The sequence below is a fragment of the Streptomyces smaragdinus genome (genome assembly GCF_009604385.1).
In the GTDB taxonomy this organism is placed as follows: Bacteria; Actinomycetota; Actinomycetes; order Streptomycetales; family Streptomycetaceae; genus Streptomyces; species Streptomyces smaragdinus.
The window spans coordinates 526,436-547,199 of record NZ_WEGJ01000003.1; the positions used below are offsets into that span (position 1 = coordinate 526,436).

Sequence of the window (20,764 nt, forward strand, 5' to 3'; positions counted from 1 at the left end):
TCAGTCGACCAGATCCCGCACCACGGCGTCCGCCAGCAGCCGCCCCCGCAGGGTGAGCACCGCGCGCCCCTGCGCGTACGGGCCCGCCTCCAGCAGCCCCTCGTCCCGCGCCCGCCCGGCCGCCGCGGCGCCCGCGGGCGCGAGGAGGGACAGGGGGCACCCGGACGACAGCCGCAGCTCCAGGAGGATGCGCTCCACCCGGCGGTCCTCGGCGGTCAGCAGCTCCCGCCCGGCGCCGGGGGTGCGCCCCGCGGCGAGGGCCTGCGCGTACGGCGCCGGATGCTTGACGTTCCACCAGCGGACCCCGCCGACGTGGCTGTGCGCCCCGGGTCCGGCGCCCCACCAGTCGGCGCCGGTCCAGTACAGCTCGTTGTGCCGGCAGCGCGCCGCCTCCGAGGTCGCCCAGTTGGACACCTCGTACCAGCGGAAACCGGCCGCCGACAGCTGCTCCTCGGCGATCAGGTACCGGTCGGCGTGCTCGTCGTCGTCGGTCATCGGGACCTCGCCGCGCCGGATCCGCCGCGTCAGCTGGGTGCCCTCCTCGACGATCAGGGCATACGCCGAGACGTGATCGGGCCCGGCGCCGACGGCCGCGTCCAGGGAGGCCCGCCAGTCGTCGTCGCTCTCGCCGGGGGTGCCGTAGATCAGGTCCAGATTGACGTGCTCGAACCCCGCCGCCCGCGCCTCGGCCACACAGGCCTCGGGGCGCCCGGGGGTATGGGTGCGGTCGAGCACCTTCAGCACGTGCTGCCGCGCGCTCTGCATCCCGAAGGACACCCGGGTGAACCCCTGCTCCCGCAGCTCCCCCAGATAGGCGGGATCCACGGACTCGGGATTGGCCTCGGTGGTCACCTCGGCCCCGTCGGCCAGCCCGAACTCGTCCCGGATCGCCCCCAGCATCCGCCCGAGATCGGCGGCCGGCAGCAGGGTGGGCGTACCCCCGCCGACGAAGACGGTCTCGACCGGCCGCGGATCGTCCCGGAGCACCTTCCGGGCCAGCCGCACCTCGTCGACCAGCGCCGCGGCGTAGTCGTCACGCGACGTACCCCGGAGCTCACCGGCCGTATACGTATTGAAGTCGCAGTACCCGCACCGCGTCGCGCAGTACGGCACATGCACGTAAAACCCGAGCGGCCGCTGACCCCCCAGGGCCTCGGGGGGCAGCGCCCCGTCCGCGGGCACGGGAATTCCATCAGGCAGAGCAGCGGGCATGCCCCCATTGTCCCAGCCCAGCAAACATCCCCCGCACCACGCTCACCCCGGCCCCCGCCCAGCCCGTCCGGCGCTTGAGGACCGAGGGCGAAGCCCGAAGGCGCGTCAGCCGGCGCAAAGGCAACACGAAACCCCCGGCCACCCCGCCCGGGGAAACAGGCGTATGGGGTGAACCGGGGGCTCAAAAAACCGAGAGGTGCACTGCACCCGCGTGGCGAACGCAGGCCGCGTGCAGCGCGTGCTGCCGGGGACGGAGCGGAGAGAGGGGCCGCTGCAACCCGCACCCGACGGGTCAAGCCAAGAGGTGAGGGGGTCAGCCCTGCAGGGTGGCCACGCGGTGCGCCAGCGCCGACTTCTTGTTGGCGGCGGCGTTCTTGTGGATGACACCCTTGCTGACGGCCTTGTCGAGCTTGCGCGAAGCCTCGCGCTGCGCCGCGACGGCGGCCTCGAGGTTACCGGCCTCGACGGCCTCACGGGTCTTGCGGACGGCGGTGCGAAGCGAGGACTTGACGGCCTTGTTGCGCAGGCGCGCCTTCTCGTTCGTCTTGATCCGCTTCATCTGGGACTTGATGTTCGCCACGAATAAGCCTCTGCTGTTCGTTGATACCGAGCTGTGCCCATAACAGACACAGCAGCCCAGGCTACCAGCAGCCCGGACGGCGTCCCAAACCGCGCCGAGCCCCCCGCGCATGGGACCATAGTCGGGACACAGCGACGTAAGGGGGCTGTCAGCAGTCCCCCAGCCCCCAGACATCCGACAGGACCAAGGTGCCCGCGACCCCTACGAACGTGCCGGAGCCCAGCCGCACCGACCCGGCGCTGATCCGCAACTTCTGCATCATCGCGCACATCGACCACGGCAAGTCGACGCTCGCGGACCGGATGCTCCAGATCACCGGCGTCGTCGACCAGCGCCAGATGCGCGCCCAGTACCTCGACCGGATGGACATCGAGCGGGAACGCGGCATCACGATCAAGTCCCAGGCCGTCCGGCTGCCGTGGGCGCCCACCGGGGACGACGCCGGGGCCACGCACATCCTCAACATGATCGACACCCCGGGCCACGTGGACTTCACGTACGAGGTCTCCCGCTCGCTGGCGGCCTGCGAGGGCTGCGTCCTGCTGGTGGACGCGGCCCAGGGCATCGAGGCGCAGACCCTCGCCAACCTGTATCTGGCGATGGAGAACGACCTCACGATCATCCCCGTACTGAACAAGATCGACCTGCCGGCCGCCCAGCCGGAGAAGTTCGCCGCGGAGCTCGCCGGCCTGATCGGCTGCGAGCCCGAGGACGTGCTGCGGGTCTCGGCGAAGACCGGCGAGGGCGTCCAGGAGCTGCTGAACGAGGTCGTACGGCAGGTCCCGCACCCGGTGGGCGTCAAGGACGCCCCCGCCCGCGCGATGATCTTCGACTCCGTGTACGACTCGTACCGCGGTGTGGTGACGTACGTCAAGGTCGTGGACGGCACGCTCACCAAGCGTGAGCGCATCAAGATGATGTCGACCGGCGCCCAGCACGAGCTGCTGGAGATCGGTACGAACTCCCCCGAGATGACCCCGGCCGACGGCCTGTCCGTCGGCGAGGTCGGCTATCTGATCACCGGGGTGAAGGACGTCCGCCAGTCAAAGGTCGGCGACACCGTGACCTCGGCCACCAAGGGGGCCACGGACGCGCTCGGCGGCTACAAGGACCCCAAGCCGATGGTGTTCTCCGGGCTCTACCCGGTGGACGGCTCGGACTACCCGGAGCTGCGTGAGGCGCTGGACAAGCTGCAGCTGAACGACGCCGCCCTGGTGTACGAGCCGGAGACGTCCGCCGCCCTGGGCTTCGGCTTCCGCGTGGGCTTCCTGGGCCTGCTGCACCTCGAGGTGATCCGCGAACGCCTGGAGCGCGAGTTCAACCTCGACCTGATCGCCACCGCCCCGAACGTGGTCTACCGGGTGATCATGGAGGACGGCGCCGAGCACACGGTGACCAACCCCTCCGAGTTCCCCACGGGCAAGATCGACGAGGTCTACGAGCCGGTGGTGCGGTCCACGATCCTGGCGCCCAGCGAGTTCATCGGCGCGATCATGGAGCTCTGCCAGACCCGGCGCGGTTCGCTGCTGGGCATGGACTACCTCTCCGAGGACCGGGTCGAGATCCGCTACACGCTGCCGCTGGCGGAGGTCGTCTTCGACTTCTTCGACCAGCTGAAGTCCAAGACCCGCGGCTACGCCTCGCTGGACTACGAGCCCACCGGCGAGCAGAGCAGTGATCTGGTGAAGGTCGACATCCTGCTGCACGGCGACAAGGTGGACGCGTTCTCGGCGATCACCCACAAGGACAAGGCGTACGCGTACGGCGTGCGGCTGGTCGCCAAGCTGCGCGAGCTGATCCCGCGGCAGAACTTCGAGGTGCCGGTGCAGGCGGCGATCGGCGCCCGGGTGATCGCCCGCGAGACGATCCGCGCGATCCGCAAGGACGTGCTCGCCAAGTGCTACGGCGGTGACATCTCCCGTAAGCGCAAGCTGCTCGAGAAGCAGAAGGAGGGCAAGAAGCGGATGAAGATGGTCGGGTCCGTGGAGGTCCCCCAGGAGGCGTTCATCGCGGTCCTGTCGTCGGACGACGGGGACAAGGGCAAGAAGTAACCGGACACCCCTGTATAGGGCGAATCGCCCCGGACGGCCGTCCGGGGCGATTCGCCGTATACAGGGGTACGGAAAAGCCGGCGGGCGGCGAGGGCCGAAGCCCTGCCGCCCGCCGGTCGCGCCGCACGAGGTCAGTTGTGCAGGCCGCCCGCGTTCAGAATGTCGTGGGCGGTGGCACCGATGCCGTACTGGGTGTCATCGTTGTTGCTCGCGATGGGCGAGTTGTTGAGGACCTCGACGTGCCAGCGGTCCAGGATGTGGTTGAAGTTGAAGTTGTCGTGAGCGTCATCCATGACGCTCGCGGCAGCCGCGACGCCCCCGACGACATCGTTACCCACAACCGCGCTCGGGCCCGGGTCGGCGGCCGCGGCCGAGCCAGCGGACATACCGACCGCAGCGAGTCCGGCGGTGGAGATGATGGCGGCGCTGATGATCCGCTTGGCAGTAGCCATGGAAGCATCCCTTTCGTGATGTATGTGCACTTCCAAGAGAGATAAAGATCAGCCCTGCGAAAGGTTTCGGCTGCCGGATGGGCGTCACCCCGTTGGCCGATTACACCCTTTTGTCGTTTCGGTGCGACAACCATGGAAGATGCCCTGTGGACAAACCGCGAAGATGAGGGTCCGATTGCTCTACCGTCGAGGGCGGATGGCCGATTAATCTGCTGGTTACTCGTGAGTTACCTCAGCAACGCAGCTGTGCCTTCCCCCCGCCCGGAGGACCCGTGACGACCGTGACCGACACCCAGAAGCTGCTGGACAGCCGTCCCCCCTCGGTGGCGACCCTGTTCCAGGACCGTGTGGCAGCGACCCCGGACCGGGTCGCCTTCCGGTATCCGGTGCCACCGGCGTCCGGGACGGGGCCGGACGAATGGCGTGATCTGACCTGGGCCGCGTCCGCGAAGCGGGTGCACTCCATCGCCGCCGGGCTGATCGAGCTGGGCATCCGGTCCGAGGAGCGGGTGGCCGTGGCCGCCGCGACCAGCGTCGACTGGATCCTGTCCGACCTGGGCATCCTGTGCGCCGGCGCCGCGAACACCACCGTCTACCCGACGACCAACGCCGAGGAGACCGCGTACATCCTCGCCGACTCGGGCAGCCGGGTGCTGATCGCCGAGGACGGCGTCCAGCTGGCGAAGGTGCGCGAGCAGCGCGCCGAGCTGCCCGAGCTGGCGCACGTCGTGGTGATCGCGGCCGCGGACGCCACGCCCGCCGCCGGCGACCCGGACGGCTTCGTACTCTCCCTCGCCCAGCTGGAGGAGCGGGGAGCGGCGTATCTGGAGAAGCACCCGGACTCCGTGACCGACCGGATCGCGCAGCTGCGCGCCGACCAGATCGCCACGCTGATCTACACCTCCGGCACCACCGGCAAGCCCAAGGGCGTACGGCTGCCGCACGACTGCTGGTCGTACATGGGCCGCTCGATCGAGGCGATCAAGCTGCTGACGTACGACGACGTGCAGTATCTGTGGCTGCCGCTGGCGCACGTCTTCGGCAAGGTGCTCACCGCCGGGCACATCTCGACCGGTCACGTGATGGCCGTCGACGGCCGCATCGACAAGATCATCGAGAATCTGCCGGTGGTCAGACCGACCAAGATGTGCGGCGTCCCGCGGATCTACGAGAAGGTCTACAACGGTGTCGCGGCCAAGGCGCGGGCCGGCGGCGGGGCCAAGTACAAGATCTTCCAGTGGGCCGTGGGCATCGCCCGCGAGTACGCGAAGGCGAGCCAGGACAACTTCGTCAAGACCGGCAAGCGCACCGTGCCGACCGGGCTGTCCGTCAAGCACTCCATCGCCGACAAGCTCGTCTACGCCAAGCTCCGCGAGGCCTTCGGCGGCCGGATGGAGGGCTGTGTCTCCGGCTCGGCGGCGCTGTCCCCGGAGATCGGCTGGTTCTTCGCCGGCGCCGGCATCCCGATCCTGGAGGGCTACGGGCTCACCGAGTCCTCCGCCGCCAGCTTCGTCAACCGGATCGAGGACTTCCGCGTCGGCACCGTCGGCAAGCCGCTGCCGGGCTGCGAGGTGCGGATCGCCGACGACGGCGAGATCCTGCTGCGCGGGCCGGGCATCATGCAGGGCTACCACGGGCTGCCGGAGACGACCGCCGAGGTGCTGGAGGCGGACGGCTGGTTCCACACCGGCGACATCGGCGAGCTCTCCGCGGACGGCTTCCTGCGGATCACCGACCGCAAGAAGGACCTGATCAAGACGTCCGGCGGCAAGTACATCGCGCCGACCGAGGTCGAGGGCCAGTTCAAGGCGATCTGCCCGTACGTCGGCTCCATCGTGGTGATCGGCGCCAACCGCAACTTCTGCACCGCGCTCATCTCCCTGGACGAGCCGGCGCTGCTCGGCTGGGCGAAGGAGGCGGGGCTGGAGGGCACGCCGTACCCCGAGCTGCTCGCGGCCCCCGAGACCAAGGCGATGGTCGAGGGCTACGTCAAGCAGCTCAACGAGGGGCTGCAGCGCTGGCAGACCGTCAAGCAGTTCCGCATCCTGCCGCGCGACCTGGACCTGGAGCACGGCGAGCTGACGCCGAGCCTCAAGCTCAAGCGGCCGGTCGTGGAGCGGACGTTCAAGGACCTGATCGAGGAGATGTACGAGGGCGCGGTCGCCAAGTAGCGCACGCGGCCTGCGGGAGCGGGGTACGGCGGGTCCGTGCCCCGGTCCCTCAGGTCGTCCGGCCGTACCGGATCCGCAGATCGCGAACGGCCGACTCCAGCGCGGCGACCCGCTTCGACAGCTCCAGTACGTCGGTGAGGCTGCTGCACGCCAGATGGGACTCGACGGCGCCCAGCCGGTCGGCGAGCTCGCCGAGGCGGACCCGGCCGGCGTCGACGAGCTGCTGGAGCTGCTGGTTCTTGCGGTGCAGCTCCAGGAACACCGACACCTTCGCCCGCAGCACCCACGGGTCGAAGGGCTTCTGCAGGAAGTCCGCCGCCCCCGTCGCGTAGCCGCGGAAGGCGTTGCCCGAGCCGGCGTCGTTGCCGGTCAGGAAGATGATCGGGATGTCCTTGGTCTGGTCGAGGCGTTTGATGTTCGCCGCGGTCTCGAAGCCGTCCATCCCGGGCATCACGCAGTCGAGCAGGACGACGGCGAACTCCTGCCGCAGCAGGGCCTTCATCGCCTCCTCGCCGGAGCGGGCCCGCACCAGCGGCTCCCCGAGGGGGCCGAGGACCGCCTCGAGCGCCGTGAGGTTGTCCTCGATGTCGTCCACCAGCAGGATGCCGGCGGTGCGGGGCTCCGGGACGTACGTCACGTCGGTCCGGCTCATGCGGGCGCTTGTCCGGCTTCGGGGGTGTCCGGGTCCAGCAGGCTCAGGCTCGCCGTGAGCAGCCGGTCGACGTCCACGGGCTTGGGGACGTAGTCGGAGGCGCCGCTGCCGATGGCCTTCTCCCGGTCACCGGGCATCGCCTTGGCGGTGAGCGCGATGATCGGCAGGGCGGCGAAGCGCGGGGTGGAGCGGATCCGCTGGATCGTCTCGTACCCGTCGAGCTCCGGCATCATGATGTCCATCAGGCACAGGGCGATGTCCGGGTTCTTCTCCAGCACCTCGATGCCCTCGCGGCCGTTCTCCGCGTACAGCACGGACATGCCGACCCGGCCCAGGACATGGGTGAGGGCGAAGACGTTGCGGATGTCGTCGTCGACGATCAGCACCCGGTTGCCGGGGAAGACCTCGCCCGGGCGGCCGGAGATCCACTCCTCGAGGCGGGTGGTGCTGAGCCACTCCGGGTCGTGCGGGAGGTCCGCGGGCTCGGGCGGTTCGGGCGGGGCCTGGAACAGGGCGGGCAGGCCCGCCGGCGCGTCCGGGAGGCGGACCGGCTCCTCCGTCTCCACCGGGCCGGGGCAGCGGACGGGGACGCGCAGGGTGAAGACGGAGCCCTTGCCGGGGCGGCTGGTGGCGGTGATGGTGCCGCCGAGGAGGCCGGCGATCTCGCGGCTGATGGACAGGCCGAGGCCCGTACCGCCGTACTTGCGGTTCGTGGTGCCGTCGGCCTGCTGGAACGCCTCGAAGACGGTGGCCAGTTTCGCGCTGTCGATGCCGATGCCCGTGTCGCAGACGGCGAAGTCGACCAGCTCGTGCCCGTTCGACTCCGCCGTCGGCACCCGGTCCACGCGCAGCTCCACCTTGCCGGTGGGCGTGAACTTCACCGCGTTGGACAGGAGGTTGCGCAGGATCTGCTGGAGTCGGCGGCCGTCGGACATCATCACCCGCGGGACGTCTTCGCCGACGGCGACCTCGAACGCCAGTCCGCGGTCCAGGGTGAGCGGGCGGAACGTGTCGTGCACGTAGTTGAGCACCTTGACCAGGGGGAGCTGGCGGGGGCGGACGTCCATCCGGCCGGCCTCGATCTTCGACAGGTCGAGGATGTCGTTGATGAGCGTCAGCAGGTCCGTACCGGAGCGGTTGATCGTCTCGGCGAACTGGACCTCCTGCTCGCTCAGATGACCGTCGGCGTTGTCGGCGAGGAGGCGGGCGAGGATCAGCAGGGAGTTCAGCGGGGTGCGCAGCTCGTGCGACATGTTCGCCAGGAACTCCGACTTGTACTGCGAGGCGGCGGCCAGCTGGGCGGCCTTGACCTCGAGTTCGTCGTTGGAGCGGCGGAGCTCCGCCTGCTGGCGCTGGAGTTCGTCGGAGCGGTCCCGGAGCTGCTGGGTGAGCCGCTGCGATTCGCTGAGCAGGGATTCGGTGCGGGAGTTGGCGACGATGGTGTTGATCGCGACGCCGATGGTGCTGCCGAACTGGTCGAAGAAGGCGAGGTGGACGTCGGAGAACCGGTTGAAGGACGCCAGCTCGATCACGCCGAGGACGCGGTGCTCGAAGACGACGGGGAGGATGACCACGCTCTTGGGGACGGCCTCGCCGAGCCCGGAGGCGATGGTGATGTAGTCCGGCGGCACGTCCTCGAGCAGGATCCGCTCCTTCTGCACGGCGACCTGCTGGACGAGCCCGCGCCCGGGGGTGTGGGGCGCGGGCAGGCCGATCTCGCCCTGCGCGGTGCCGTAGCCGGCGATGTAGACGAGGCCGTCGCCGCTGCCGGTGGCGTCCTCCGCCAGGTAGAACGCGCCGAACTGGGCGTTCACCAGCGGGGTGAGCTCGCGGATGATCAGGTCGGCGACCTCGATCAGATCGCGGTGGCCCTGCATCAGGGAGGCCAGACGGGCCAGGTTCGTCTCCAGCCAGTCCTTGGCCCGGGTGGTCTCGCGGAGGTTGGCGACCATCAGGTTGACGTCGTCCTTGAGGTCGGCGACCTCGCCCTGGGCCTCGACGGTGATGGCGCGGGTCAGATCGCCCTGGGCGACGGCGGAGGCGACCTCGGCGATGGCGCGGACCTGGGTGGTGAGGTTGGAGGCGAGCTCGTTGACGTTGGTCGTCAGCCGCTTCCAGGTGCCGTAGACGCCCTCGACGCGGGCCTGGCCGCCGAGGCGGCCCTCGGAGCCGACCTCGCGGGCGACGCGGGTGACCTCGGAGGCGAAGGCGGAGAGGGTGTCGACCATGGTGTTGATGGTGGTCTTCAGCTCGAGGATCTCGCCGCGGGCCGTGACGTCGATCTTGCGGGAGAGGTCGCCCTGGGCGACGGCGGTGGCGACCTGGGCGATGTTACGGACCTGGCTCGTCAGGTTGTCCGCCATGAAGTTGACGTTGTCCGTCAGGTCCTTCCACACGCCAGAGGCGCCCCTGACCTGCGCCCGCCCGCCCAGCTGACCCTCCGTGCCCACCTCGCGGGCCACGCGGGTGACCTCGTCCGCGAAGCCGGAGAGCTGGTCCACCATGGTGTTGACCGTGGACTTGAGCTGGAGGATCTCGCCGCGGGCGGAGACGGTGATCTGCTGGCTGAGGTCGCCCTGGGCGACGGCCTTGGTCACCTGGGCGATGTTACGGACCTGGCTGGTCAGATTGTCCGCCATGAAGTTGACGTTGTCCGTCAGGTCCTTCCATACGCCGGACGCGCCCCTGACCTGCGCCCGCCCGCCCAGCTGACCCTCCGTGCCGACCTCGCGGGCGACGCGGGTGACTTCCCCGGCGAAGTCGGAGAGCTGGTCCACCATGGTATTCACGGTGAGCTTCAGCTCCAGCAGCTCGCCGGCCGCCTCGACCGTCACCTTGCGGTTCAGGTCGCCCTTGGCCACCGCCGTCGTCACCTGGGCGATGTCGCGGATCTGCGCGGTGAGCCGGGAGGCCATCGCGTTGACGGCCTCCGTGGTGGCGCGCCAGTTGCCCTGCAGGCCCTGGACCTTGGCCCGGCCGCCGAGCCGGCCCTCGGTGCCGACCTCGCGGGCCATCCGCGTCACCTCGCCGGTGAAGAGCGCGAGCTGGTCCACCGTACGGTTCACCGCGCGCCCCAGCCGGCGGGTGTCGCCGCGCAGCTGCCGGGTCCCGTCGTGCAGCGGGACCCGCTGGGTGAGGTCGCCGGAGGCCACCGCGTCGAGGACCCGGGTGGCGCCGGCGACCGGGATGGTCAGGGCGTCCAGGAGCGCGTTGGCGGCGTGCACGTTCGTCGTCCACGCGCCGCGGCCGGTGCTCGCCGTGAGCCGTTCGTCGAACCGGCCGTGGCGCAGCACCTCGCGGCGGACGCGGTCCAGCTCGCCCGCGTAGTGGCCGTTGCGGGCGGCGATCCGGTTGACCGCCGTGGCCAGCTCGGCCACCGGGCCCTCGTACGTCCCGGTCAGCCGGGTGGTGAAGTCACCGTCGGCGAGCGCCGTCAGGGCGGCGGCCAGCGGCCGCAGCTCGGCCGCCCGCACCCACACGCCGTCCCCGTCGGCCGGGGGCGGCGCGCCCGCCGCGTCCGGCGCCGGGCGCGGCGTCACCACCGTCGTCTTCGCAGCCATGGAAGCCCACCACTTACGTAACTTGTCGCGTATGAGCCAGCTCAGTCTGTCACTCTGACGGCGGGAGATTCGGCGGTATGCCGGAAGTCGGTCGGGAGGTGTGCGGTGAGTACCTTCGAGGCGGCGCCTCCGGCGCGACAGGACATCAGTACCCGGTGGGAGGGGTCGGCCCCGGCCACGGAGGTGGCGACGGCGCTGCCCGGGACCTCGGAGGCCGCCTCGATCGCCCGCGGGTTCGTCCGGGCGACGCTCGCCGGGTGGAAGGCGGCGGACGGCGGCTTCGGGCCGCTGCGGGCCGCGGGGGCGGGGGCGCTGTTCGGCGGGGAGCTGCTGGAGGACGCCTTGCTGCTGGTCAGCGAGCTGGTCACCAACGCGGTCGTGCATGCCGGTACGGAGGTCGAGGTGCGGCTGCGGTACGACCCGGGGACGGGCGGCGCGGGGCCGGCGCCCGGGGTGCCGGCGCGGCCGGGGCTGATCGTGGAGGTCGGGGACGGGCGGGGACGGCGCGCCGACGCGGCGGGCGGCTTCGCGAGGGAGCGGGGGCGGGGGCTGCGGCTGGTCGACGAGCTCGCGGAGTCGTGGGGGGTGGCGTACCGGCGTACGGGCAAGACGGTGTGGTTCCGGCTGGCGCTGGACGGGGCCGCGCCGCAGCCGGCGGTGCCCGCGCCCGCGCCCGTGCGGTCGTACGACGTGGAGGCCGCGTACTCCTTTCTGGCGGAGACCTCCGACATCCTGACCGGCCAGTTCGACGAGGACATGGTCGCGTCGCTGGCCACGCAGCTGCTGGTGCCGCGGTTCGCGGACTGGTCGGCGATCTGGCTGGATTCCACCGCGGGCGGTACGGAGCAGCGGCGGCTGGCTCAGGTGTGGCATGCGGACGAGGGCCGGATCGGCGGGCTGCGGGAGGCGCTGGAGCAGTATCCGCCGCTGCCGTCCGGCGGGGAGCGGGCGGCGCTCGTCCCGTGCCGGTGGCCGGGTGCGGAGGCCGGTTACGGGGAGGACGGGGCGGCGATGGCGTGCCGGCTGGTGGCCGGGGGGCGGCTGATCGGGGTGCTGGCGCTGGGGCGGGCGGGGGCGGCCCGGATACCGGACGAGGCGTCGGGCGTGATCGAGGACTTCGCGCGCCGGGTCGCCCATTCCGTGGCGGCGGCGCGGCGGTTCACCCGGCAGGCGACGATCAGCGCGGTGCTCCAGCGGGGGCTGCTGCCCAGCGGGGTGCTGCGGCCGCCGGGGCTGGACGTCCATGTGGTGTACGAGCCCGCCGATCACGCGTGGGTCGGCGGTGACCTGTGGGACCTGTTCCCCGTGGGGGACGGCCGGTGGTGCTTCGCGCTGGGCGACGTGTGCGGCAACGGGCCGGAGGCGGCGGTCGTCACGGGACTCGCGCGGCCGGTGATGCGGCTGCTGGCGCGGGAGGGGTATCCGGTGTCGGAGGTGCTGCGGCGGCTGAACCGGACGCTGGCGGCGGAGGCGGTGGAGGCCATGGAGGCGGCGGCCGCGGCGGTGAGCGAGCACGCGCCGTCGGCGCCGGATTCGGCGCGGTTCCTGTCCCTGCTGTACGGGGAGCTGGTGCCGTACGGGTCGGACCGGGGCGGGGCGCGGTGCACGCTGGCGTCGGCGGGGCATCCGCTGCCGCTGGTGCTGCGGCCGGACGGGACGGTGCGGACGGCGGCGTCGCCGCAGATGCTGCTGGGGGTGGTGGAGGACGCCACGTACACCGCGGAGTCCTTCGACCTGGCGGCCGGGGAGACGCTGCTGTGCGTCACGGACGGGGTGACGGAACGGCGCGACGGGAACCGGCTGTTCGACGACGACGACGGGCTCGCGGCGGCCCTCGCGGGGTGCGTGGGGCTGACGGCGGCGGGGGTGGCGGAGCGGCTGCGGCGGGCTGTGCACGCGTTCGGGGGGACGGCGCCGGAGGATGATCTGGCGATGCTGGTGCTGCGGGCGCGGTAGGTCTGGTCAGCGGGAGCGGGCCGACGCGGCGATGATGATCACGGCTCGCTCCAGGGCGTACTCCGGGTCGGCCGCGGCGCCCTTGACCGCGGCGTCGGCCTCGGCCACGGCGGTCAGGGAGCGGGCGACGGCGTCGGCCGTCCAGCCCTGCATCTGGCGGCGGACGCGGTCGATCTTCCACGGGGGCATGCCGAGCTCGCGGGCCAGGTCGCCGGGGCGCATGTTGCGGGGGGCGGAGGCCAGCTTGCCGATGGAGCGGACGCCCTGGGCCAGGGCGCTGGTGATCAGCACGGGGGCGACGCCCGTGCCGAGGGCCCAGCGCAGGGCCTCCAGGGCCTCCGCGGGGCGGCCCTCCACGGCGCGGTCGGCGATCTCGAAGCTCGAGGCCTCCGCGCGGCCCGTGTAGTACCGGGCCACGACCCGCTCGTCGATCGCCCCCTCGACGTCCGCCGTCAGCTGCGTCACCGCGGAGGCCAGCTCGCGCAGGTCGCTGCCGAGGGCGTCGCACAGCGCCTCGCAGGCCCCGGGCGAGGCCTGGCGGCCGGCCGCGCGGAACTCCGCCCGGACGAACGCCAGCCGGTCCGCGGGCTTCGTCAGCTTGGGGCACGCGACCTCGCGGGCGCCGGCCTTGCGGGCGGCGTCGAGCAGGCCCTTGCCCTTGGCGCCGCCGGCGTGCAGCAGCACGAGGGTGATCTCCTCGGCGGGGGAGGCGAGATACGCCTTGATGTCCTTGACCGTGTCGGCGGAGAGGTCCTGGGCGGAGCGGACCACGACGACCTTGCGCTCGGCGAAGAGCGACGGGCTCGTCAGCTCGGCGAGGGTGCCGGGCTGGAGGGCGTCGGGCGTGAGGTCGCGGACGTCCGTGTCCGGGTCGGCGGCGCGGGCGGCGGCCACGACCTGGGCCACCGCGCGGTCGAGGAGCAGATCCTCCTGGCCCACGGCCACGGTGACGGGGGCGAGGGGGTCGTCGTCTGCTGCTGCTTTCCTGGCCATCGCGGACCAGCATGCCACGCCGGTCGGACAGGGCCGGCGCGGGCCGCGGGGTGGCCGCCCTTACCCGGCCGGCTCGGTCGGCTCGGTCAGCTCGCTCGACTCAGGAAGCCGCGACGATCTGGATGTCCAGCTCGATCCTGATCGACGAGCCGACCACCGCGATGCCCCGCGCCAGCATGTGCTGCCAGTTCAGGGTGAAGTCCTCGCGGTGCAGCTCCGTCGTGGCGCGGCAGGCGGCGCGCAGCTCGCCCTCCAGTCCGGTGCCGATGCCGAGGTAGTCGACGTCCAGCGTCACCGTACGGCTGACGCCGTGCAGGGTGAGCACGCCGGTCACGGCCCAGCGGTTGCCGGCGCGGTGGACGAAGCGCTCGCTGAAGAACTCCAGGGTCGGGAAGCGTTCGACGTCGAGGAAGTCCGCCGAGCGCAGATGGTCGTCGCGCATCTTGATGTTGGTGTCGATGGACGCCGAGTCGATCACGATGTGCAGCTGCGAGTCCTCCATCCGGCGTCCGATGCGCAGGGCTCCGCGGTAGCCGTTGAACCGGCCGCGGACCCGGGCCATGCCGATGTGGCGGGCGGTGAAGCCGATCGTGGTGTGCGCCGGGTCGACCTCCCAGTCGCCGGGCGGCGGCAGCTGCGGGAGCTGGGCGGGCAGCATGACGAGGTCGCCGAGCTGCGCCACGGCGCCCTCGGTGACGTGGATCTCGCCCCGGAACGGGGTGAGGCCCTCCGACTCCACGGCCACCCGGTAGTCCCCGGGCGGTACGGCTACGACGAACATCCCGTACGGGTCGGACTCACCGCTGACGACCTTCCGGCCCGCGGGGTCGGTAACCCGCAGGTCGGCGGCGGGCAGGGGGTCACCGACCGGGTCGAGCACCCGGCAGCTGAGGAGGCCTGCGTGCGGTGGCGCGGGGACGCTCGCCGGTCCGGTGGTACGCGTCCGCTTTCCCTCGCGCTGGCGGCGCAGCAAGCCCAGCATGCACTGTCCCTCTGTGGAGCGTGTGGTGATGTCGCTTCATTCGAACACCGGTGAGGCTTTCGAGGCAAACTTCGGGCTTGTGTGCCGAATCACTCACTCCGGGCGGGATGCGGGGATCGGGGGGATTCGGTCGAGGACGATCCCGAAGTGGTCCCGGTAGGCCCCGGGCAACTCCCCCTCGGTCAGCCTGCTCTCGGTCCGCTCCCCCTGCGCGGGGGTGTCGATGAGGCGGTCGCCGCTGAGGGTGATCCGGCCGCCGTCGCCGGTCAGGCGGGAGCAGGTGAGGAACGTGCGGAAGTGGGAGGTCGGCGCGGTCCGCTGCCACCAGCAGGTCGCCTCGAAGTCCCCGAGCGCGCGGGGCCGTTGTTCGAGCCGGAACACCGGGGCGCCGCCCTCCAGCACGTCGAGGTCACCGCCCTCGGACGCCTCCGTGATCCGGAACACACCACCGGGGTCGCGCTGGTCACCGCGCTCGTCGTAGCGCAGGGGGTGGTGCGCGTGCTTCCCGAAGCCGACGTCGGCCAGCCACGGCCCGGACCCGTCCGCGGCCCGCACCCGCAGCGCCATGTGGTCGTAGGGCGGCCCGAGCTTTTGGTGGGGTCCGGGCAGAAACACCCGGGCGCTCAGCAGCTCCACCTGGAACCCGAGGGTGTCGAGCAGCGCGGCGAACGCCCCGTTGAGCTCGTAACAGAAGCCGCCCCGCCGCCGCCCGACGATCTTCTCGAACAGCGCCTGCTCGGTGAGGACGATGTCCTCCCCGAGATGAATCGCCAGATTCTCGAACGGCACCGCGACCAGATGCCGCACCTGCAACTCCCGCAGCGCCTCCCCCGTGGCCTCCCGCGGCCGCCCGGCGCCGATCCGCTCCAGATAGGCCTCGACCTGTTCCTCCGTGAAAGCTGTCATGATCCCGAGGTTAGACCGCCTGCCCGACAGCCGACCCGGAAGCCACCGGCTCGGCTCGGACGGGGAGTTCCCGTATTCGGGGCAGTGGGGAGCACAGCAGCCATCCGACGCCGAGGGCGGCACCGGTGGTGGCGATCCACAGCGACGTGTGGAGCCCGAGGACCGTGCCGAGCCAGCCGCCGGCCAGGGCACCGAGGGGACGGATGCCGAAGTTGACCGTCTGCAGCACACCGGAGACGCGGGAGCGGACGGCGTCGGGTATGAGCGCGGTCATGAAGGCGTTGGCGGAGATATCGAGGATCATCACGCCGAAGCAGGAGAGGAACTCGGCGGCGAACAGCATGCCGATGACGAGTGACGGCGATCCCTGCGCCAGGGGGACGAGGACGAGGGGCAGGCTGAACCCGAGATTGCCGAGGGCCATCGCCCGGCCGTACCCGATCCGGGCCACGAACCGCCCCGCGAGAACCGCACCGGCCAGCCCGCCGACCGCGCCCCCGCCGAGGACCAGGCCGAGGGTGCCGGGAGCGAGGTTCAGCTCCTTGGTGGCGTAGAGCACGAAAATCGCGTGAAAGATGAAGTTGAAGAAGTTGAGCGTGGCCGTGGAGAGCTGGATGGCCCGCATCACGGGTGTCCGCACCACCCACCGCAGACCTTCGAGCGCATGACCCCGCTCGTGGCGGGCGGGCGGTGGCTCCGGGGGCGATATGCGGCCGAGGAAGAGCGCGGAGGCCAGATAGCTGAGCGCGTCGATCAGCAGGGCGAACGGGGCGGCGAGGATCTGCACCAGGACGCCGCCCGTGCTCGGACCGGCGACGAAGGCCATCGACCGGCTGCCGTTGAGCAGTGAACTGCCCTGGAGCAGCTGTCCGGTGGGGACGATCGCCGCGTACAGGGTGTTGTTCGAGACGTTGAACAGCACGCTCAGGGTGCCGGTCACGAACGCGACCGCCAGCAGCTGGGTCAGCGTGAGCATGCCGAGGGCGTAGGCGGCGGGGATGGTGGCCAGGGTCAGGAAGCGGCCCAGGTCGGCGGCCAGCATGAGGCGCCGGCGGCTCGCGCGTCCGTCGGCCCAGCCGCCGGCGGGGATGGAGAACAGCAGGGCCGGGACGAGGGGCGCGGCGGTGAGCAGGCCCATGTCGGCGGCGTCGGCGCCGAGGGCGGTGACGGCTGCCAGCGGCATGGCGACGCGGTGGATCTCGTCGCCGAGGAGGGAGATGCTCTGGCCGGTCCAGTAGCGCCGGAAGGTGCGCTCGCGCAGGAGCTCGGGGATCAGGGTCTTCGTCCGGGCCGTCATGTGCCAGGGTCCCCCTTCGGTGAGTGGCGGTAGGCGAGGCGGACCAGCTGCACCAGCTCGGCGCCCTCCGGACGGTCCGCGGGGTGTTCCAGGCGGTCGTCGTACGGGGCGAGCAGGTCGTCCATGCGCCGGGTGAGGTCGGTCAGCTCCTGCGGGGTGAGGAAGAGGAGACGGTCTCCCCAGGTCTCGGCCTCCTGCCAGGCCGGGGACCTCTGGCCGGCGGTCTTGAGGGCTCGGGTGGCGCGTTCGAAGTAGCTCTGCAGGATCGCGGCCACCGTGGCGTTCGCCGCCTCGGCGACGGCGGGGTCGTCCGAGGTGTTCGGCACGTCCGTGAAGCGGGCCGTGGCCCGCCAGGGCTTCTCCCTTCCGGCGCCGCCCTCCGCCACCTCGACGAGGCCGTACTTGGCGAGCATCCGCAGGTGGTAGCTGCAGCTGGCCACGGACTCGCCGGTGAGCTCGGCGGCCCGGGTGGCGGTAAGGGGGCCCTCGACGCGCAGCAGGCCGACGAGCGCCATGCGGGTGGGGTGGGCGTAGGCCCGGAGGGCCTGGGGGTCGGTCAGGCGGATGACGGAGTCGCTCATGCATGTAAAGCTACCTTTCTAAAGAAATCTTTACAAGGGTGACGGGCTCGGCGGGCTAGGGCGCGGGGCCCTCTGAGGTGGCCGCGCGGGGGCCCGGGAGGACGGCCAGGGAGCCCTGGGTGTCGGTGCGGAGGACTGTGGAGCCTGCGGTGCGCAGGGTGGTGATCGTGCGGGGGGACGGGTGGCCGTACGGGTTGTCGGGGCCTGCGCTGATCAGGGAGAGGCGGGGGTTGAGATGGGTCAGGAGGGGGTGGTGCTGGTAGGCGGAGCCGTGGTGGGGGACCTTGAGGACGTCCACCTGGGGGAGGTCGGGGTGGGCGGTCAGGAGTTCCTGCTGGGCCGGGGGTTCCAGGTCGCCGGGGAGGAGCAGGGTGAGGCCGGCGGTGCGGACGAGGAGGGTGACGCTCGCGTTGTTCGGGCCTTCGGTGGGGGTGCCCGGGACGGGCCACAGCACCTCCCAGGAGACGTCGCCGGTCCGGCGGCGCTCGCCCGCCGCCGCTGTGATCACCGGGATGCCCGCCCGGGCGGCGAGGCGGTGGACGTAGGCCGCCTGGTCCGGGGGGTCCGGGGCCGCTGTCGTCTCGATCGCCCCTACCGCACGGCCGTTCAGGACGCCGGGGAGGCCGTCGACGTGGTCGGCGTGGAAGTGGGTGAGGACCAGGAGCGGGATGCGCGTGATGCCGAGGTCGCGCAGGCAGGACGCCACGGGCGCCGGCTCCGGGCCCGCGTCCACGACCAGCGCGGATCCCTCGCCCAGGGCCACCACGATCGCGTCGCCCTGGCCGACGTCGCAGACCACCGCGCGCCAGCCCGGCGGTGGCCAGCCGGTGAGGATGCGGGTCAGCGGGGGCGGGCGGGTGAGGACGGCGAGGAGCAGCAGCGCCACGCAGGCGCAGGCCCACGGGCGGTGCAGCAGCCGGCGTCCGACCGCCACGACGGCAAGCGTGAGCAGCGCCAGCAGCGCGGCCCCCGGCCAGCTCCCGGGCCAGGGCAGCTGGGCGCCGGGCAGCGACGCCCCCGTGCGGGCCAGCCAGGCGATCCACTCCACCGGCCAGGAGGCGAGCCAGGCGAGTCCCTTCGCCACCGGGAGGGCGAGCGGGGCGGTGGCAAGGGCCGCGAAGCCGAGGACGGTGGCCGGGGCGACGGCCGGTTCGGAGAGGAGGTTGCACGGGACGGCGACGAGGCTGATCCGGGCGGCCAGGACGGCCACGACCGGTGCGCACACGGCTTGCGCGGCGGCCGCCGCCGCGAGGGCCTCCGCCGGGCGGGGGCGCATCCCCCGTCGCCGGAAGGCCGCGGCCCAGCGCGGGGCGACGGTCAGCAGGGCGCCCGTGGCCAGGACGGAGAGGGCGAAGCCGTAGTCCCGGGCGAGCCACGGGTCGTAGAGGACCAGCAGCAGGGCGGCGGCGGCCAGCGCGGGGATCAGTGAGCGGCGGCGGCCGGTGGCCAGGGCCAGCAGCGTGATCAGTCCGCAGGCCGCGGCACGCAGCACGCTGGGCTCGGGACGGCACACGATCACGAAGCCGAGGGTCAGTGCCCCGGCGGCGACGGCGGTGACGCGGGTCGGCAGGCCCAGCAGGCGGGCCAGGCCGCGGCGTTCGGCGCGGCCGGCCAGATGCGGTGGGCCGATGAGGAGGGCCAGCACGATCGTGAGGTTGGCGCCGGAGACGGCCAGGAGGTGGGTGAGGTCGGTGGCCTGGAAGGCGTCGCGCAGCTCGGCGGGGATCCCGGAGGTGTCCCCCACGACCAGCCCGGGGAGCAGCGCGCGGGCGTCGGCCCCGAGGGGGTCGGTGGCCTCGCGTAATCCCTGTCGCAGGTCACCGGCCTTGCGCTGGAGGCCGCTCGGCGGGCGTACGATCCGCGGCGGTCCGCCGGCGCCCACGCGGAGAGCGGCGGCGATCGAGTCCCCCTGCAACACGGGCGGAGCCACCCGCGCGGCCACCCGGATCCGGGTGGAGGGCAGCAGCGCGAGCCAGGCCGCGCCGGCCCGTCCCTTCGGCGTGACGACGACCAGCACCGGGGTACGGGTCCGGGTCACCCGGCCGGTGTCCTCGCTCACCCGCACCGCCCGCCCCGCCAGCACCACCCCGTCCGGCGCCCGCGCGGCCCCGCGCACATGGGGCCGGGTGGGCCGGGGGTCCCCGGTGACCTCGACCTCGACGACGGCATCGCCGTAGTCCGCCGCGAGCCCCGGAAGGGGCCCCCGCCGCACGTCGTCCACGTACGCCGCGGCAACCCCGGCGGCGGTCGCACCGCAGAGAAGCGCCGCCGCGGCGGCCCCGGCCAGCCTCCGCGCGGAGGCGCCGCGGGGGCGCGGGACCCCGGGAGCGCCGGGGGGATGCGGGTCCCGGGGCGACCCGGAAGCGCCGAAGGGACGCAGGCCACCGGGCGACCCGGAAACGCCGGGGGGACGCGGGCTCCCGGGCAGCCGGGAGACGCCGGCGGAGTGCGGGCCCCCAGGCAAACCGGAAGCGCCCGGACCCCGTCGTAACGCCGCGAAGGCGATGAGCCCCAGGGCCAGCAGCAGCGCCCCGGCACACACGGGCCACACCCACGCGGCCGACGTCCCGAGCGCCCAGGCAGCGCCGGCCCAGGCGGCCCCAGCGGGAGGAACCAGACGCAGGTCCACCGGGGCCCGTCCGCCCGTGTCCCGGTCACCGGCCGCTCCGGAACCGGGGCCGCCGGGCACACCACCGGCCCGGGGATCGCACCGCGACCCGGGATCCACCACGATCCCGTGCCTCACCCCCGGCAATCCGCCGGTGATCGGAGCGCCCCCCGGCTCCCGGTCCGGCACACGCCCGCGGTCGATGCCGGGGCCCGCCCGCCGACCGGAGGCACCGCCGGCGATGGAACCACGCCTTACACCGGAATCCGCCGCCGGCCCACGACCGGCGCCGGCCACACCGTGGGCAGCCCGATCACCCCCCGCAGGCACGCGACCGGCCGCCCTGTCGCCGCCGGAGGCCCCGGGCCCCGGGCGGGAGCGGAATCGATCCCGCCCCCTCACAGCGTCACCAGCGTCTTCAGATCCGCGAACCGGCTCGGGCCGATCCCGTTCACCTCGCGGAGCTGGGCCACCGACGTGAACCCTCCCCGCTGGGTGCGGAACTCCACGATGTGGCGGGCCAGCACCGGACCCGCCTCTTCACCTCGGCATCCGAGACCGAGGGCCACCCCGACAAGATCGCCGACCAGATCAGCGACGCCGTACTCGACACCCTGCTCGCCCAGGACCCCAAGGCCCGGGTCGCCGTGGAGACCCTCATCACCACCGGCCAGGTCCATGTGGCCGGCGAGGTCACCACCAACGCCTACGCCGAGATCCCCGACATCGTCCGCGAAACGGTGCTGCGCATCGGCTACGACTC

Annotated in this window: 16 protein-coding genes; 4 read left to right on the top strand and 12 right to left on the bottom strand. The window is 72.3% G+C overall.

Going from position 1 to position 20,764, the window contains the following annotated elements; translation table 11 throughout:
- Positions 1–1,212: a radical SAM family heme chaperone HemW gene (gene hemW / locus SRB5_RS08540; RefSeq protein ID WP_153450806.1), complete on the bottom strand. Its 1,212-nt coding sequence runs from the start codon at positions 1,210–1,212 to the stop codon at positions 1–3.
- A gap of 313 nt (positions 1,213–1,525) precedes the next feature.
- Positions 1,526–1,792, bottom strand: coding sequence for a 30S ribosomal protein S20 (rpsT, locus tag SRB5_RS08545; RefSeq protein ID WP_323377284.1), 267 nt, complete (start codon positions 1,790–1,792; stop codon positions 1,526–1,528).
- Positions 1,793–1,980: 188 nt separating this feature from the next.
- On the opposite strand from rpsT, the gene lepA reads away from it, so the two are divergent.
- The gene (gene lepA / locus SRB5_RS08550; RefSeq protein ID WP_323377285.1) at positions 1,981–3,843 is read left to right on the top strand and encodes a translation elongation factor 4; all 1,863 of its coding nucleotides are present in this window, start codon (positions 1,981–1,983) and stop codon (positions 3,841–3,843) included.
- A gap of 131 nt (positions 3,844–3,974) precedes the next feature.
- Here lepA and SRB5_RS08555 read toward each other — a convergent pair whose 3' ends face one another.
- Positions 3,975–4,295: a hypothetical protein gene (locus tag SRB5_RS08555; RefSeq protein WP_153450808.1), complete on the bottom strand. Its 321-nt coding sequence runs from the start codon at positions 4,293–4,295 to the stop codon at positions 3,975–3,977.
- 281 nt (positions 4,296–4,576) lie between these two features.
- On the opposite strand from SRB5_RS08555, the gene SRB5_RS08560 reads away from it, so the two are divergent.
- Entirely contained in the window at positions 4,577–6,466 is a 1,890-nt protein-coding gene (locus SRB5_RS08560) for an AMP-dependent synthetase/ligase (RefSeq protein WP_323377302.1), read from the top strand.
- 49 nt (positions 6,467–6,515) lie between these two features.
- On the opposite strand, the gene SRB5_RS08565 is transcribed toward SRB5_RS08560, so the two are convergent.
- Both SRB5_RS08565 and SRB5_RS08570 read right to left on the bottom strand, forming a co-directional pair.
- Positions 6,516–7,118 carry a response regulator gene (locus SRB5_RS08565; RefSeq protein ID WP_153450810.1) on the bottom strand — a complete coding sequence of 201 codons (603 nt, stop codon included), beginning with the start codon at positions 7,116–7,118 and terminating at the stop codon, positions 6,516–6,518.
- Complete coding sequence (locus SRB5_RS08570; protein WP_153450811.1) at positions 7,115–10,678, bottom strand: HAMP domain-containing protein; 3,564 nt, start codon at positions 10,676–10,678, stop codon at positions 7,115–7,117. Before SRB5_RS08570 ends, SRB5_RS08565 begins: the two co-directional genes overlap by 4 nt.
- 105 nt (positions 10,679–10,783) lie before the next feature.
- Here SRB5_RS08570 and SRB5_RS08575 point away from each other — a divergent pair, with 105 nt between their 5' ends.
- On the top strand, positions 10,784–12,634 hold the full coding sequence (locus SRB5_RS08575) for an ATP-binding SpoIIE family protein phosphatase (RefSeq protein WP_323377287.1): 1,851 nt from the start codon (positions 10,784–10,786) through the stop codon (positions 12,632–12,634).
- A 6-nt stretch (positions 12,635–12,640) separates the two neighbouring features.
- Here SRB5_RS08575 and holA read toward each other — a convergent pair whose 3' ends face one another.
- From holA to SRB5_RS08610, 7 genes are all read right to left on the bottom strand, one after another.
- Positions 12,641–13,627: a DNA polymerase III subunit delta gene (gene holA, locus SRB5_RS08580; protein WP_153450812.1), complete on the bottom strand. Its 987-nt coding sequence runs from the start codon at positions 13,625–13,627 to the stop codon at positions 12,641–12,643.
- A gap of 100 nt (positions 13,628–13,727) precedes the next feature.
- A complete protein-coding gene (locus tag SRB5_RS08585) occupies positions 13,728–14,609 on the bottom strand; it encodes a YceI family protein (protein WP_153450813.1) in 882 nt (293 codons plus the stop codon).
- Positions 14,610–14,702: 93 nt separating this feature from the next.
- Entirely contained in the window at positions 14,703–15,515 is an 813-nt protein-coding gene (locus SRB5_RS08590) for an arylamine N-acetyltransferase family protein (protein WP_153450814.1), read from the bottom strand.
- A gap of 10 nt (positions 15,516–15,525) precedes the next feature.
- Positions 15,526–16,812, bottom strand: a complete 1,287-nt coding sequence (locus tag SRB5_RS08595) for an MFS transporter (RefSeq protein ID WP_153450815.1) — start codon at positions 16,810–16,812, stop codon at positions 15,526–15,528.
- Positions 16,809–17,393, bottom strand: a complete 585-nt coding sequence (locus SRB5_RS08600; protein WP_153450816.1) for a winged helix-turn-helix domain-containing protein — start codon at positions 17,391–17,393, stop codon at positions 16,809–16,811. Before SRB5_RS08600 ends, SRB5_RS08595 begins: the two co-directional genes overlap by 4 nt.
- Positions 17,394–17,448: 55 nt before the next feature.
- Positions 17,449–19,680: a ComEC/Rec2 family competence protein gene (locus SRB5_RS08605; RefSeq protein ID WP_407703892.1), complete on the bottom strand. Its 2,232-nt coding sequence runs from the start codon at positions 19,678–19,680 to the stop codon at positions 17,449–17,451.
- Between the two features lie 719 nt (positions 19,681–20,399).
- Positions 20,400–20,528, bottom strand: coding sequence for a ComEA family DNA-binding protein (locus SRB5_RS08610; protein ID WP_407703890.1), 129 nt, complete (start codon positions 20,526–20,528; stop codon positions 20,400–20,402).
- Between SRB5_RS08610 and SRB5_RS08615 the strand changes: the two genes are divergently transcribed.
- The coding region (locus tag SRB5_RS08615; RefSeq protein WP_323377289.1) for an S-adenosylmethionine synthetase N-terminal domain-containing protein at positions 20,514–20,764 on the top strand (251 nt) is incomplete at its 3' end. The genes SRB5_RS08610 and SRB5_RS08615 overlap by 15 nt on opposite strands.